Genomic DNA, 14,710 nt, shown 5'->3' on the forward strand with positions numbered 1-14,710 from the left:
GAAAGCCTAGTCAAAGAGCTGTCACGAGAACACCGTTAGCTTAGCGTACGATTTTTTCCGAATTCTGCGGTTCCCCCTAGTGGCGGCCCACCGCCTGCAGTTGCCCGAGTGGGTTACCTGGCTTGGACACGAGCTCAATGGATACGGGCCGGATGATGCCATCCCAGTCTATCGGCATGTGCAAGGAGAAGTCCTGATCGATGGGCACCATGGGCTGAAGGGGGTGGTCTTTCCGTCTGCAGAGGCTGCATTTCGATGGCAACTCTGCCACTTTGACACGCCTGTTGACGAGATTGAGGGGTGGTGCGCTGAATCTGACGATATTCATATGCAATTTTCCCCGCGCGAAGCTGATGCTTTGCGGGCGGCATGTGATACGAACTGTACCCCTCTTCGTCGGTTCACGTTGGCCAGCATGAACCGGATCTTGGGGGCGGTCAGAAATCAGGTCTTGAATTGGGCACTGCAGCTTGAAAAGGAGGGGATCTTGGGGGAAGGTATGAGCTTCACTTCCCAAGAGCGGCAGCAAGCCCAGCAGGTGGCGCCGGTGACCCACATTCACATCAATGGAGATGCTCATGGTCTTCAGGTGATGCAAAACTCGCCCGGCGGTCAGCAACAGCAGACTGTGACCAGTGAACAGAAGGAAGCTGCCCTGGCGGCCTTGTTGCCGTGGCTACAACAGGTGATCGCGCAAGGGCAACTGCAGGGAGAAGCGTGTGCGGAGCTGCAGGCCGAGCTGGATACCCTCAAGGCCCAGGCCGCCTCCCCTAAGCCCAAGTGGCCGGTGATCGGCGCCGTGGCCAACAGTGTGCGGGCGATCCTGGAAGGGGCCGGCAGCGGGGTACTGACGGAAACAGTGTTGGGCAGGCTGGCCGCCTTGAGCGGCAACTGAGCGATATCCGGGGGGTGGGCGGCGCAACGGCATTGCGGTGTATGCTGGGTGAACGGTCAACCCCACGGTTCGCGACCTACTTCTGCCGTGATTTGGCTCTCGCTCGCTCCTTCTGTCGAAAGCTCTTGATGTATTCGGCTGTGACCAAGGAGTCTGCATCGAGCTCCGTGATACAGTTCAGGATGGTGGCCATGGCGCTGTCAGACAGTCTGAGTTTGGATGGAAGTTCGCCGCCGAGTGCGTAGTCATCGAGTTTTGCTTGGAACGCGCGAAGGACGTCGTACTGTGATGGCTTTCTAGATGAGGTGCCAGCCTCCGTTTCCGCATCGTGGGCATACACCTCCGATTGTTCCGCATCGCTTGCGAGCTCACTGAGCAGGTCTTCGATACTCGGCCAATACTTGTGCTCGTATCTGTGCGTAAGGCGTATAAATTCATCCTGGGGGTACAGGGTATAGAGCGGGTTGTGCTCACCCGCACGATCAAATAGCGCCGCCAGACCGGTTTCTCTTTCACACCCAAATCCCGCTCGATTACAGATGTCCTCTCTCTCCCTCAGCAAATCACCCAAGCGAGTTGCGAGATCCGCTATGTCCTCGTTGATTTGGATGAGCCTGCCACGTTCTTCCCTAGCCTTGCGCATGTCATCTTCATCCCAGAAGGTGAATGTGCTGATCAGCGCATCCAAAAAACTCGTCACGTACCGTTCTAGGGGGAGCAGCTCGCAGAGTTCTTCATAAACGGGGGCCATGGTCCGGCTTTGCCGGAGCAGTACCCTGACCGTGGCGTTGATGGAAGGCCATATGTTGTTCTTCTCGTTGTTTTCTATCTCCTTTCTGAGAATACCTTCGCACACTTCGACGGCATCGATTCTTCTCTTGGTCATTGGGCAAGTCTCCTTCATTGAGTCCATGCCTATGGTACTTATGGCAGGAGCCATGTCGGTATCTATAAGAAAAAACAATCAGAAGAAATAGATACCAGCCTGCCAGCTACTATGATCAGTTGCATAGCCAGCTTGACGCGCTGACCTGCTCTCCGACCCGTTTTGCACTATTGGTCAGTGGCCAAAGCCCGCCCCCAATCGGGTCAGCGAGGGCGAGCGGGGTCCGCCCCGCTTGCAGCGCTGCAAGCGAGCAGGCCAAATCGGGTACACTGGGGCTCTTTTGTCGCCTAGGAGCGCCTCGATGCCTGCCCTACTCCCTGAACTCATCGCCCAGGCCAGCGATCCAGCCGTCAAGACCGCCGATCTGCTGCGCAAGGCCAAGGTGATCGCCCACCGGTGCCAGCTATCCGACCAGTTAGCCTGGATCGACCTGGAGCTGCGGGGCTACCGTGAGTCAGATCCTCTTCCTCTATACCGTTTTATCCGTGCCCCGGTGTACCTGCGGGATGTCCAGACAGGCAAATTGACTGATCTGTTTACGTTCCAAGCTGACGGTGAGATTCCCGCTCAGGCTCACCTCTGTTTTGATTCGATCAGCAAGTTGGAGGTTCTGGGGTCACAAGGCTCCCTCTATGTGCAACTCCCCTCTGGGCATCGCGTTTACGATGGCTTGTCAGCGAAAGCCCGCGATCAGTACCAGGTCGTGCATCAACTGGACGCATCACAACTGCATGCCGTCGTAGTTCAAGTCCGTGACAAGGTGTTGGACTGGGCACTCGAGCTGACCAAGGCCGGGATCGAGGGGGACGAGATGCCCTCCCTACCCCAGCCGTTGGTACCGGTGACCGTTCACATCGAGGGCGGAGTCCACGGTGGCCAAGTCATGGTGAGCTCGCCGGGAGGCCAGCAACAGCAAACCGTCACCGGCGAGCAGAAGGCCGCTTGCCCGTCCGGGTTGGCGCAGGGGAACGCGGATGCACCACTGCAGCCGGCAGACCGCGACACGCGGCAGAACGAGCAGGACACCCTCAAGCCCCAGGCCGCCACCGCCAAACGGAAATGGCCGCTGATCGTCGTGCTGGCCGGTAGTAGCGTGCTGGCCGTGCTGCAAGGCGCCGGCGGCGGGGTGCTGAGCGAGCTGGTGCTGAAGTGGCTGGCCAGCTTGAGCGGCGGCTGATCGCTATCGGTCGGGGTATGAACGGGGCTGCGGCCCCGCTTTGTTTTCTGGGCCAACGGCCAAAGTGCCTGGGAAAATGGAAGCTGCCGCGCTGCTGAAATGATGGCATCTGTTCTGCGTCGTGATCGTAGCATTTCGGTGAGTTGAACATCACGTGATAGCGAGGTTTGTATGTTCGTATCAAAGCAGGACTGGATCGCGATAGACGGTGAAGTGGTTGCCGTGTCGCTGCAAGGCAAAGGATCTTCAGTGAAAGTGGTCGGTCTGTTCAGAGGACACTGGATCACCGGCACAGGCTGCACAGAGTCAGCCGCCAAATCATGTTGGAAAAGGAAAGCCGAGTACGAGGCAAATCGTTAAGGGTGAATATCCCTGACCGTCCAGTGCAGATCTGGAGCGCCGATCATATACCTTACTTTAAACGGGTTATGTGATCCGTTATTGAATGACCAAGCCCCGCGTTTGCGGGGCTTAGTTTTCTTGGTCAGCGGCCAAAGCCCGCCCTCAAACCAGCCAGCGAGGGCAAGCGGGATCCTCACCGCTTGCAGGGCGGCTAAACTAGAGACTCTATCGTCGCCCAGGAGCACTCTATGCCCGCCCTCATCCCCGAACTGATTACCCTGGCCAGCGATCCGGGGGGGGCCACCTCTGATCTGGTGCGCCGCGCCCTGGTGGCCGCCAGCCGACTGCAGCAGACCGAGGCGGCCGCTTGGCTACAGCACGAGCTCGATGGCTACGACACCTTTGATGAGCTGCCGGCCTACCGGCGCCCCCGTGGCGTCTTGTATGCCATCCACCCAGGCGGGGACACCACTCCCTTGCTGGTCGAGGATGGAGGGGTAGCAGAACGCCTGTCGATTACCCCCTTGAACAACCCGCTGCGGGAGCTCGAAACATTGATGGCCGCCGGCGCGTCTGTGCGTTTTCGGCGGCCGCCTGATGAGGTACTGCATATCCAGCAGATACTGAGCACTAACTTGGAGCCGGTGATTGCACTGACTCATGGCCAACTTGCCGGCTGCCTCGATGCGATAAAGAACCGGGTGTTGAACTGGGCGTTAGCCTTGGAGGCGGCTGGGATCCAGGGGGAAGGGATGACATTCACCGCCCAGGAGCAGCAACAGGCGCAGCAGGTGCCCTCGATGAGCATTCACATTGGGGGGAATGCCACCGGTGTACAAGTCCAGCTGAACTCGCCTTGGGGCCAGCAACAGCAGACGGTGACCGGCGAGCATAAAACCGAGGCGCTGGCTGCCTTGTTGCCGTGGCTGCAGCAGGTGATAGACGAGGGGAAACTCTCGCCACCGGTGCAGGCCGAGCTGCAGGCCAACCTGACTGCCCTACAGGCGCTGGCCAATGCCTCTACGCAGAGCTGGCCGGTGATTGGGACGCTGACCAACAGTGTGCGGGGGATCTTGGAAGGGGCTGGCGGCGGGGTGCTGGCTGCGCAGGCACTGGGGTGGCTGGCCACCTTGAGCGGCAGCTGATCGATATCGGAGGGCATGGGCGGGGCTGCAGCCCCGCTTTGTTTTCTGGGCCAACGGCCAAAGCCAAACTGAAATCCAGTCAGAGCGGACCGGCTGGATCCGACCCGCTTGCAGCGTTGCAACTAACCGGGCCAGATCGGGTACACTGGGCCTCCCTCGTCGCCCAGGAGCACCTCGATGTCCACCTCGCTATCTGACCTGATTGCCCTGGTCGGTGATCCGGCAGTTAAGACCACCGATCTGCTCCGCAAGGCCAAGGTGGTCGCCCGTATGCTAAAACAGGCTGAGTGGGCTACCTGGATCGACCATGAGCTGCGGGGCTATCCGGATGATGCCAAGCTGCCCTCCTATCGTGTCATACGTTGTGAGTTGAAAGCTCGGAATCCCTTTCGAGGGCTGATCCCAATCATCATCAACCACCCTGAATTCGCAGAAGTTGTCTCGACATGCAGCATTGGTCAGCCCATCAGCGGGTTGGAGGACGTGGCTATTCCCGGGAAAAATGTGAGCATGGTTCTCCCGCCGGAGATGATGGCCATGCTGATGCAAGACCTGAATATCTCAATGGAGCCAGTACGGGTGGTTGGCGGCAATCAGATCCGCGCACTTGTTGATGCGGTCCGGGACCAACTGTTGACCTGGGCGCTCGACCTGGTTGAGGCCGGGATCGAGGGGGATGAAATGCCCTCCTCACCCCAGCCGCTGGCGCCGGTTACCATTCGCATCGAGGGCGGGTTCAACGGTGGTCAACTGATGGTGAGCTCGCCCGGGGGCCAGCAACAGCAAACCATCACCGGCGAGCAGCAGGCTACGGACCAGCCTGGGGTGGCGCAGGAGATGCCACTGCAGCTGGCAAACGGCAATGTGCTTCAGAGCGAGCTGGATACTACTAAGGCCCAGACCGCCGCCCCCAAGTGGAAATGGCCGGTGATCGCTGCGGTGGCCAGCACTGTTGTGGCGATTCTGGAAGGCGCCGGCGGCGGAGTTCTGAGCGAACTGGTGCTGAAGTGGCTGGCAACCCTTAACGGCCACTGAGCAAGTCCGGCAGAGGCAGCAGGCCACGTTTTCTTCGTGCGGCGGGTGGCGTTGCGAGATACAAGCCAGATCAACTGGTGCCGCCCATATTGTGGGCGCGGGGAATACTTCGTAGATAAACAGGGCTGGTCAAGTATTGGGGGGCGAGTGATGTGATACCAGCGTGAGAATTATATTTTATCTGCATGATTTATCTGTAATTTATGAAAAATGTTGGGGGGCATGGCGTATAATGTCAACACGGGCACAAGAGCGAGTCTTTATGGCTAGCCAAGAGGCCAATAACCCACAGGTGAACGGATTCGCCTGATTTGATATGGAGATCTATATGCTATCAAGCATGATTATCGCTAGCGGTTTGATGCTGATCTGCGTGTATCAAGTGAAGATTTCTCTTCACTTTCACCTACACGTAGGCCAGTGAAACTGGTTCAAAAAGTGACTTTTTGGAGGGAGGCTTCGGCCTCCCTTTTTTTTGACTCGGAGCGGATCCTCTCCGCTTGTAGCACTACAACCCGCACGACCGAACCCGGGTATAATGAGGACCCAATATCGCCCAGGAACGCATTGATGCCCGCCCTTATCCCTCAACTAATCACCATGGCCAGTAATCCCGAAGTCAAGACAACCGATCTACTGCGAAACGCACTGGTGGCCGCACGTAAGCTCAAGCAGCCTGACTGGATTAGCTGGATCAAAAACGAACTTGATGGCTACCCAGAGTCGGCTGTTATCCCTCCGTACCGGATTTTGACGGGGCAACTCTACGCCATTAACCCGGGGAAAGGTCTTGTACTGCTACCGGTCATGAATGCAGAGCTTCACGAGGTGATGACAACATGTCCCTTCTATTACCCCATCGATGGAGTGGAACCATTGGCTTCAGGGACAGAATACGTAGTGTTGCCCATGGACCCGTCTCAATCGAAGATGGTAGCGGCTCTCTATAAAATGCCAATCGCACCACAAGTTCGATTTGGAGCAAACCAGGTCCAGCGTTTGATCGGCGCGGTGCGTACTAAGGTCCTTGAATGGGCACTCGATCTGGATGAGTTGGGGATCCAGGGTGAAGGGATGAGCTTTACAACCCAGGAGCAGAAGCAGGCGGAATCGGTGACCAATATTTTCATTGGGGGGGATGTCATCGGAGGTCAAATGATGTTGGGCTCGCCCGGCGGCCAACAAAAACAGACGGTGACAGGCGAGCAGAAGACCGAGGCGCTGGCGGCTTTGTTGCCGTGGCTGCAGCAGGTGATCGCGCAAGGGCAGCTGCAGGGAGAGGCGTGTGCAGAGCTGCAGGCCGATCTGGACACCCTCAAGGCCCAGGCCGCCTCCCCTAACCCCAAATGGCCAGTGATCGGCGCCGTGGTCGGCAGTTTGCGGACGCTCCTGGAGAGCGCCGGCGGAGGGATACTGACGGCGCAGGCACAGAGTTGGATGGCAACCTTGAGGGGTGGCTAATTCGATCAGGAAACTCTGCACATTTGTAGGGGGGCAGTGCCCCCCCATACATTGCTGCTTTGCCTCGCTTAGGGCAACCTAAGTTGATGTTGATGCTGTTGCTCCTGTTCATGATATTCGGTATCCTGCAGTTGTCCTCGGTGCCCACGTGGGGACAGGCCGCCCGGCCAGGCACCAACTTCAACTCTCCCTGCATTCTGCAGGTACCCCACCTGTCATATATCACCCAAGCCCTAGTTGGCTGATTCTGCATGTCCGTTCACCGGAATTTCTCCGGCGTCAGCGCACATGCAGAAACAGCCCAAGGCTGTCTTATGGCACTCGGTCCGCAATGTGCCACTCGTGACCAACATCAACCCGGGCGTAAAGCCCAATTTCAACGAGGTCCAATTTATGAACCAAGCAATCGATGATGTGCTTTTCGCTCATGCGATGGCTCAAGTATTCCCACATATTGATAAACAACAGTGGCTTTCTGCGTACCAAGATCTTCTGAATTCTGTCAAATCAGGCGATTCCCTATGTAGCTATGTGCCTAGCGAAACCTATGAAAACCTCGCTCTTCCAGAGCTTCTAAGGGTCGTTGAGAGTATCGCGTCGTTAATGCGGAACGCAGTAATCGAGGTCATTGCTCTCAGAGACGGAAAATTTCGGATACCGGCAGTCACTGCCGGCCGTATCTGTCACGTGCTGGAAATCAGCATGCCTGAAACCGTCGGAGATTATGACTGCGCATATGACGTCCCGGAGTGGGATTGGGTGCGTGAGCACGCCTCCTTCTCTCATAAGGGCAACCATCACCATGACAACCCAACTTATGAGTTTCTTTTTAATATGGCGAACTACGACGCCCTCGATGAAGGAGTAATCCCAGAACGATTGTGGCCGGTGTTCAGAGATGCCAGCAAAATCGGAGCAGGATATGTTCTTTTCCATAACGAATAGGTCGTCAGTCTGATTTTTTGGGCGGCTATACCTCTATTTCATCAACTAGGCCAACGGCCTTTCGCCTCAACATTCGTTTTGAAGGCTTAACCAGCCCTCTGGGCTTTTGGAATACAAATGCACAACTCATTGCAAGAAACAGCTACTAACACAATGGCTACCAAACCGATGTTCGATAGCACCATGGGTTACCTGCTTGTTAACACTTGGCAATTGCACTTACGCGACCTCTCAATCACGACAGGGGGGGCAAGCGATATAATGGATGCCTTGGTCACTGCCTGTGGCAAAACCTCAGCCTGGCTTGTTGAGCTAGTTGATTACACCCGTCTTGGATGCATCTTCGACTACGATCATGCGAATAACAATGATGGAGATTGCTTGGCTCAAGTTATTCTCGAGTCTGTACTGAATATAGAGTCAGATCAGAATCTGCGTAAGGCGGTACTGAACTGGCTCAGAGTAAAAGGTTTACCTCTCATTGAGGCCTGATCAACATTGGATGCAGTGATAGACTGATATCCAAGAGAGAGCCCCGCATTGCGGGGCTTTTTTATGTCGTGAGTAGGCAGTGATAACCACTAGGTGGTGCCATAGGGTGGTGGGACTTGCAGAGTAGAGCCGGACGAAGGATGTGGCCAAAACAGAAATCTCAACCAACATTCCTATATCCTTAAATGCTACAAGACACCAACCTGCTGAACCGGTGTTCATTTCGTGTAGCCCGAGAACTAAATTAGGATCTCATTTTTCTCTCTTTCTCTTCATTTTCTCCCCCTTTCTCTTCGCGCGAACGCGGCACAGCAGAAGTGTCGGTTCGAGGTCTAACCTGGCACTCGGGGGCAGGTATAGAACAAAATAGCCCAGGGGGAGCTCACAGCCCGAAGGGCTGTGCTCTGGTTGAAAATAGTCACTAGGAATGTTGGTTGAGAAAGTGCCCTCTACTGGTCATAATAACACCAGCTTGAAACCCTCGATGGAATGCCTCATGAATAAACACGAACTGGCTGCACAGCTCCGCGTTCTGGAGCGGCGTCAACACCAGCTGTTGGCCATGCTGCGAGACTTTATAGACGATAGCGAGCTCATCCAAGGCAGCACCTTTGCCCTCCCCCCGCACGATCCGAGGCAGGATACCCGCCACGACACTCCCTCTATTACGGTGACTCCCGCTCACGGTCTTGAGGCTCTGTATGCTGCTCACCATGCCTGGGGCCATCTCTACGCTGACGCTGGTGAAAACACTCGCCTAGTGTACCGCTTGCCGGGAGCAATTCAGATTCACTCCAGGCACAGCGAGGAGCTGTTCGGTATAATTGAGGCCATAAATGCAGACCGAAAAACCTTCCGAGACTTGGTGACAAACTCAGGTCCGATACTCGGGGGACCCAATACCCGGTGGGAGTTCCTGCATAGCAAAGGCATGTTCGAGGGGTTGATCACTTTGCAGTTTTACCGACAAATCACAATCGCCGGCGACACGGCCCGGTCAATTTCGTTCTGTTGGGCTCATAAAAACACCATGCAGAGAATGACCAAACAACAGATCATCGGTACGCTCAGAGCATCACAGGACTCACCCCCGCGCCATGTACTCGATCCAGCTGGTTGGGTCGCACAGCTAGAGGATGAAATTGTGCTGCTATCCGCCCTCTCCGATGATGCTCGCCTTGTCATCCGGCGCCCCAATCCAGTCCACCCACAAGCCTGGTTGGTGGAAGGAAACAGTCGTCGTATGCAAGTAGCATCGACCCCGGTTCTCATTCTCGGAGCTCAGAAAGTGAAGATCGGTCTTCTAAAGAACTACGACATCACCCAAAAACGCCCTCCGCGGCAAGCAAAAACAACCGCCAATGAGCCGCTTATCTCGCGCCTCTGGCTTTACCAGGAGCAGTAGAAAATCATGAGCATCGCATTTGGCCCTCTACGAGGCTTTGTCGTTGGTACAGTGATCAATGATACAGGTCCCATCGGCACCATCGCAGACATCTCCGGCGTCGATTACTTCATTACCCCTCAAAACTGGCTGGGGGAGACCCCCCCCGAAGTCGGCATGATCGTAGAGTTCAGCGCACGAGCCATACAAAAAGGGTATCTGGCGGTCAACATCAAGCCAATCAACGCAACAACCTTATGTACCCCAGGTATGAGTGCCACCAAACTAGAGATGATTGAAGCCGACCGGCGGGCAGAACGAGCACGGCAGCACATCACTAGGCTGCGCCAGTTTGTCTTCGATATGGGTTACTCTCCAGAGCAAGCGATCCTGGAAGTATTCGACATCACCCCTCCAACAGGCATCATTATTCCAGACGGGCCCAGCGACCGTGACCTGCAGTTTATGGAACTGCTGACGCATAATCGCTCACCCAAAGACAAGCATGAAACAAGCCGCAGACTGTGCCAGGCATTTTGCCTCAGCTTCAACGCCTTGATTGGCTTTATGCGCGGTAGTATCACTTATCGCGTCGCGTTGGATCGGGCCGAGCGTGATAGGCAAGAACGTTCCCGCCGACATTTACCAAACAGTGAACAGAGCCATCCCCTGCCCCTGGAGGGGAAACAAGAACCCGGGATGATCAAGAAATTGGTTACAAACATCATGGGCAATAAATAACTGTCGTTGCATGGCGACCGCATATAGGCTAACTTAGCCAAAGTGCTCATTCTCCTTCGGTTTATCCGCATAGCACACGCAGAAATGCATCGGAGTCACCTCAATCACAAAACGCAGCCTTGGCTGCGTTTTGTCGTTCTCAGACTGTCATGTTTGGCCTGAGCACACTCACATGTGCACAGCCCAAACCGCTCTCTCCCGAGAGTGAGTTGACAGGCGATGGCATAACCAGCCTGTACCGCTAACCGCGGCTGCCAACCTCCAATCCGCCCATCTGGGCTACCTCAACCAGGCCTTTCGGCCAAGGATCTCATTATGTGGATCAACATTGTTTTAGCACTTGAAGTCGTCGGCTTAGCCTTTGCAATTCGTTTCTGGTTTATGTGCCGGGAGGATGCAGCCGCTTTTGAGCGGTCACGCATCCTGCGAATTAAGGCCCGAAGTTAAAAAACAAAAAACCACGCCCATAGGCGTGGTTTTTTTTTGCCCGCAGCTCAGTAGTCAGGGTCTTCAATCGTTCGCTCCAACTCTTCATCATAAGGCATGTCATACTCTGGGGTGTCCATCGGCATAGGGGGAATATCTAGATGACCAGCTGAAGTTCGCGATAGTTCCTCACGAATTTCAAGCTCCCTATTCTGCATTCGATAGGTTAACTTCTTCTGTTCTTCCATTGCTTCTAATTCAGCCCGTTCTTTGTCAAGAGCCCGATAATGACTGTCAATCACCCCCTTTCCGATTACAAACATCTCTTGGCATGACTTAGCCAACGTACTGGGGCTATCCAGATCCAAGGTATGGACATGCTCAAAGGTTCGTTTGTAAGCCTCGATATTATCACCCTCTCCCTGGAGCCTGAAGGCTACACGGCAACGCTCACCGCGAAGGTCCTTGGCCATCAACGTGATCGCGGGCTGGATCCAGACCCCAGTCATCCGGTCGACCATTGGCAAAACAGGCTTATGCAACCAGAGCTGGTAACGAGTGCTGATGTTGGGATCAATGTTGTCCAGGCAGCGGGCCATCTCAATGACAATCAGGCGCTCTGGCCAACTGGCAACAGGCAAAGGGGTCTCTGCACTGGCGAGCGGTTGCAACGCCCAACGGAGGATTGAGGGTCCCTCATCGGTTGGCTTATCGTATGCAAAGGTCACAGCCAGCATGAACGGACCATCACCTGACTGCATTCCATTGAGCAACAATGGAGGTCGCTTAGCCTGCCCCAACATTAGTGCAGAGCCGTTGAGCAAGACGCAAGATGCCGCTCCATTAAACAAGGTGTAGTCAGCGATCACGCACAAAAAAAGGAATTGGTGCCGGGTCTTCGGATCGCGTTTATGGGCACGATTCAGTTGGCCAAGCAGCATGTCCAATCCCTGCTCCCCAACAAATGTGAATTGCTGCAAGCATCCAAACCCCTTGAGATTGAGCGGATACGCTGCAGCACGTATCTTCATCTGCAGAGAGTTGATCGAGATCTTCTGCCGGTGATGACGATAGGTACAGAACGAGTCGTCCATCAGTTGCCAAAGGAGTTTGTAAAGAACATCTATCTTCTGAGCGGGGTTCTCAGCCTGAGTTCGTTTCGGTTTGTCCGAATTATCAACGGGTGATATGCCCAATTCATCAAGAGCAGCACTACGCTGTGATTCCGCATCATCAATGACATCCCCATCCAACGAAAGCAGGTCAATTTTGCGGTATGGAGAGATCAAGCGGTACTCCGGCTGCTTCATCGCCGTCGTGTTATCGCCGGCATCAGGGCCGGAGTCCTCCGATGCACCACCCAATCCAAGAGACGTGCGCAGAGGGCAATGCGGGTCGTGGTGACCATGTTCATGATGATTGACTATCAGGTACCTATCATCCGCAACCTGGCGCACAAACATCCTTGCGTCCGGCTTCTTACACCCACAGAGCAGCCAATACTTATTGTGATGCAACGTTGCAAGAAGCTCTTGCGTCTCAAGGCTATCGCGGTTGTCCGGATGCAGGATTATAGACTTCTCGAGACGTCTAATGGGCTGAAGCGTCCCCCCCTTTACAATCCAAACACCCGCCATAAAAACCCCCCTCAAAATTGACAGCCGTTTATTCGTTCTCAGTTGCTAGATAATGCCACAAAACTTAAAGGGGGGTGTTGTGTTGGTTAAAGAGAAAGCGGTGAACCCTTGGGGTGAGTTATACGAATTTCTGACCGGGAAGGACAAACTCAACTTTGCTCTTGAGCCAGAGATGAGAGTCCTTTACACAGCGATCAGAGATTTCTCCGCCCACTGTGCAATTTTTGACTCAGCAACGCCCAGCTCTATGGCCCCCAAAAATGAACTTCCGTTGCTGCTTGTTGCAAGCCATTGCCTGCAAACCGAGAAAACACCGGAAGCCGCCGCCCATATGGCAATAGCAAGCTGTTCATTAGGGAGGCTGCACTTCTACTGCCAGGGGGAAAGCTGGAACCCTGAAGATGAAGCCCTTCACTCTTTCATCGGTCGAATGTACCCAACCCAAGTCCAGAGAAAAGTGATGCCAGAGGCTGACCCCAGAGTGATCAGTGTTTGGAAGAAAATACTACAAGAAGTGAAGGAGAGGCAGGCGTGCGTAATTGGTGGTTCAAATGGACAACAAGGCAACAAGTCGGACAAATCAATAACAAATCACACGCTGAGCCCACACAGCAAGCAAATGCACTAAGCGGTAGCGCCCTCGTCGCAGAGAGCCCTGAGGCCCTGTTAAAACGCCATATGCCCCTGCTGCAGAACTTGAGTGCGTTCACGCAACTCGATGAGACCCGGTTCAATCAAATTTACATGGAGCTCTTTCGAAATCTTGCTGCCTGGTGCCAGCACCTGCCCGCAAGTGAACGACATCATCATGCTCACCTTGGTGGTCTGTTAGAGCACAGTATCGAAGTGGCTGTGTACTCAGCTCGAATCGCAGGTCGATTCTTATACATATCTGATGGAGAGGAACAGATCTCTCAATGGCAGGCCTTGTATATCTTCGCGATGACTTCAGCGGGTGCATTGCACGATATTGGCAAACTCCTCACAGATGTGGATGTTGTGGTTATGAAGGGGTCAAACATGACGCCCTGGTTGCCACACCTCGGCCCCATGGCACCGGGTACCAAGTATATCTACCGATACAATGACCGCCGCCAGCATGGCGTACACGAAGTCGCGAGTCTTCCACTGATATTCCAGATCATGCCAAAAGCAGCGCTGAGTTGGATCTGGAAAAAATCAATCATCCGCGATGAATGGCTTGCCACTATCGGCGGTAAAGCAATGGAGCTAGGGGGAAATATCGGTCGGTGCGTAATTGAGTGCGACTCGCAATCAACAGGCGACGCCATGGCAGATGCCCCAGTTGCAGTAGCCGCACAAGCCACTGTGAATAGCTCTCTTGCAAAAAGGCCGCAAATCCATGCTCTGGCCATCAAGGGAATTACACTGTCACTACGTGACTTTGAGCCGAACAAGAAAAATTCACCCTATTGGGTATCCCAACACTTCATTGCTTGTGTCGCCCCGCGGTTCGTTGAGTGTATCCGATCTGCGCTCGGTACCGAGAACCAGTTCCTGCCGGATAACACCAGCCTGATTTACGACACCATGGGTGACAACGGCATGTTGATCCTGAACGTGAATGGGAAGGCGATGCACTCGCTGATGTTCACGCCAAATCAAAAGCCACTTGCTGTTGTGCTGGTCAAACGCCAGGTACTAGACCCAGATGCAAAGCTTCCGGTCTACACCGGTAGGCTTCTGTGTCCATCTGTCGATGAACAATATCATCATCAGATCCCTGGAGAAGTTAAGCCGGCCAAAACTGGTTCATCAACAAGCGATGCGAAGCCGATTGCTAAACCTGCTCAATCACAAGTTCGTTCGGAACAGAAGGCTACTTCTACTCAGACGACGCCGAAGATCATCACTGCTCCTGATGCCAAGAATCCGAGCATGGAGTTACAGCCTCAACAGCATCATGAGCAGGTCCAGCCTAACCTCACCGGTGATCAGAGCTTCACTGAAGTTGCCGCCAAAGAAGAAGCAGGTATCGTTGAATACCCATTAACAGTCAAAACTACAAGCGACGAATTCAAAAGGTTTGTTCAAGGAACCGAGGCGCTGCATATTCCGGCCGATCATGAACACCAATTCCGATTCAACGTGAACACCATTTCCGGACCAATGTGAACGCTCAT

14 protein-coding genes are annotated in these 14,710 nt (G+C 54.5%); 12 read left to right on the forward strand and 2 right to left on the reverse strand.

Translation table 11 applies throughout. The features are described from left to right. The first annotated feature begins 64 nt into the window (after window positions 1–64). Window positions 65–895 (forward strand): AbiTii domain-containing protein, encoded by an 831-nt coding sequence (locus PG887_RS19550; RefSeq protein ID WP_270822672.1) that lies wholly within the window; start codon window positions 65–67, stop codon window positions 893–895. Between the two features lie 76 nt (window positions 896–971). On the opposite strand, the gene PG887_RS19555 is transcribed toward PG887_RS19550, so the two are convergent. Continuing rightward, window positions 972–1,781 (reverse strand): hypothetical protein, encoded by an 810-nt coding sequence (locus PG887_RS19555; protein ID WP_210538244.1) that lies wholly within the window; start codon window positions 1,779–1,781, stop codon window positions 972–974. A gap of 301 nt (window positions 1,782–2,082) precedes the next feature. On the opposite strand from PG887_RS19555, the gene PG887_RS19560 reads away from it, so the two are divergent. The 9 genes from PG887_RS19560 (at window position 2,083) to PG887_RS19600 (ending at window position 10,950) form a co-directional block, all read left to right on the forward strand. Continuing rightward, entirely contained in the window at window positions 2,083–2,958 is an 876-nt protein-coding gene (locus PG887_RS19560) for an AbiTii domain-containing protein (protein ID WP_210538245.1), read from the forward strand. Window positions 2,959–3,548: 590 nt separating this feature from the next. Further along, on the forward strand, window positions 3,549–4,445 hold the full coding sequence (locus PG887_RS19565; RefSeq protein ID WP_246876657.1) for an AbiTii domain-containing protein: 897 nt from the start codon (window positions 3,549–3,551) through the stop codon (window positions 4,443–4,445). Between the two features lie 177 nt (window positions 4,446–4,622). Then, window positions 4,623–5,480 carry an AbiTii domain-containing protein gene (locus PG887_RS19570; RefSeq protein WP_210538246.1) on the forward strand — a complete coding sequence of 286 codons (858 nt, stop codon included), beginning with the start codon at window positions 4,623–4,625 and terminating at the stop codon, window positions 5,478–5,480. Between the two features lie 570 nt (window positions 5,481–6,050). Next, window positions 6,051–6,941 carry an AbiTii domain-containing protein gene (locus PG887_RS19575; RefSeq protein ID WP_210538247.1) on the forward strand — a complete coding sequence of 297 codons (891 nt, stop codon included), beginning with the start codon at window positions 6,051–6,053 and terminating at the stop codon, window positions 6,939–6,941. Window positions 6,942–7,283: 342 nt separating this feature from the next. After that, complete coding sequence (locus PG887_RS19580; RefSeq protein ID WP_210538248.1) at window positions 7,284–7,886, forward strand: hypothetical protein; 603 nt, start codon at window positions 7,284–7,286, stop codon at window positions 7,884–7,886. A 117-nt stretch (window positions 7,887–8,003) separates the two neighbouring features. Continuing rightward, window positions 8,004–8,378 carry a hypothetical protein gene (locus tag PG887_RS19585; RefSeq protein ID WP_210538249.1) on the forward strand — a complete coding sequence of 125 codons (375 nt, stop codon included), beginning with the start codon at window positions 8,004–8,006 and terminating at the stop codon, window positions 8,376–8,378. Window positions 8,379–8,874: 496 nt separating this feature from the next. Beyond that, on the forward strand, window positions 8,875–9,783 hold the full coding sequence (locus PG887_RS19590) for a DNA replication terminus site-binding protein (protein WP_210538250.1): 909 nt from the start codon (window positions 8,875–8,877) through the stop codon (window positions 9,781–9,783). A 6-nt stretch (window positions 9,784–9,789) separates the two neighbouring features. Continuing rightward, on the forward strand, window positions 9,790–10,503 hold the full coding sequence (locus tag PG887_RS19595; protein ID WP_210538251.1) for a hypothetical protein: 714 nt from the start codon (window positions 9,790–9,792) through the stop codon (window positions 10,501–10,503). Window positions 10,504–10,818: 315 nt separating this feature from the next. Then, on the forward strand, window positions 10,819–10,950 hold the full coding sequence (locus PG887_RS19600; protein ID WP_265216449.1) for a hypothetical protein: 132 nt from the start codon (window positions 10,819–10,821) through the stop codon (window positions 10,948–10,950). Window positions 10,951–10,997: 47 nt separating this feature from the next. On the opposite strand, the gene PG887_RS19605 is transcribed toward PG887_RS19600, so the two are convergent. Continuing rightward, entirely contained in the window at window positions 10,998–12,392 is a 1,395-nt protein-coding gene (locus PG887_RS19605; RefSeq protein WP_210538252.1) for a hypothetical protein, read from the reverse strand. 253 nt (window positions 12,393–12,645) lie between these two features. On the opposite strand from PG887_RS19605, the gene PG887_RS19610 reads away from it, so the two are divergent. Both PG887_RS19610 and PG887_RS19615 read left to right on the forward strand, forming a co-directional pair. Next, window positions 12,646–13,194: a hypothetical protein gene (locus tag PG887_RS19610; protein ID WP_210538253.1), complete on the forward strand. Its 549-nt coding sequence runs from the start codon at window positions 12,646–12,648 to the stop codon at window positions 13,192–13,194. Next, on the forward strand, window positions 13,098–14,702 hold the full coding sequence (locus tag PG887_RS19615) for a TraI domain-containing protein (RefSeq protein WP_270822671.1): 1,605 nt from the start codon (window positions 13,098–13,100) through the stop codon (window positions 14,700–14,702). The genes PG887_RS19610 and PG887_RS19615 overlap by 97 nt, the downstream gene beginning before the upstream one ends. The last annotated feature ends 8 nt before the right edge of the window (window positions 14,703–14,710 follow it).

Source organism: Aeromonas sp. QDB14 (assembly GCF_027707845.1).
Classification (GTDB): domain Bacteria; phylum Pseudomonadota; class Gammaproteobacteria; order Enterobacterales; family Aeromonadaceae; genus Aeromonas; species Aeromonas caviae.

What these genes read in the sequence shown, in the direction of transcription:
- PG887_RS19555 (WP_210538244.1), bottom strand. Translation starts at nt 1,781, where the DNA reads ATGACCAAGAGAAGAATCGATGCCGTCGAAGTGTGCGAAGGTATTCTC.
- PG887_RS19560 (WP_210538245.1), top strand. Translation starts at nt 2,083, where the DNA reads ATGCCTGCCCTACTCCCTGAACTCATCGCCCAGGCCAGCGATCCAGCC.
- PG887_RS19565 (WP_246876657.1), top strand. Translation starts at nt 3,549, where the DNA reads ATGCCCGCCCTCATCCCCGAACTGATTACCCTGGCCAGCGATCCGGGG.
- PG887_RS19570 (WP_210538246.1), top strand. Translation starts at nt 4,623, where the DNA reads ATGTCCACCTCGCTATCTGACCTGATTGCCCTGGTCGGTGATCCGGCA.
- PG887_RS19575 (WP_210538247.1), top strand. Translation starts at nt 6,051, where the DNA reads ATGCCCGCCCTTATCCCTCAACTAATCACCATGGCCAGTAATCCCGAA.
- PG887_RS19585 (WP_210538249.1), top strand. Translation starts at nt 8,004, where the DNA reads ATGCACAACTCATTGCAAGAAACAGCTACTAACACAATGGCTACCAAA.
- PG887_RS19590 (WP_210538250.1), top strand. Translation starts at nt 8,875, where the DNA reads ATGAATAAACACGAACTGGCTGCACAGCTCCGCGTTCTGGAGCGGCGT.
- PG887_RS19595 (WP_210538251.1), top strand. Translation starts at nt 9,790, where the DNA reads ATGAGCATCGCATTTGGCCCTCTACGAGGCTTTGTCGTTGGTACAGTG.
- PG887_RS19600 (WP_265216449.1), top strand. Translation starts at nt 10,819, where the DNA reads ATGTGGATCAACATTGTTTTAGCACTTGAAGTCGTCGGCTTAGCCTTT.
- PG887_RS19605 (WP_210538252.1), bottom strand. Translation starts at nt 12,392, where the DNA reads ATGTTTGTGCGCCAGGTTGCGGATGATAGGTACCTGATAGTCAATCAT.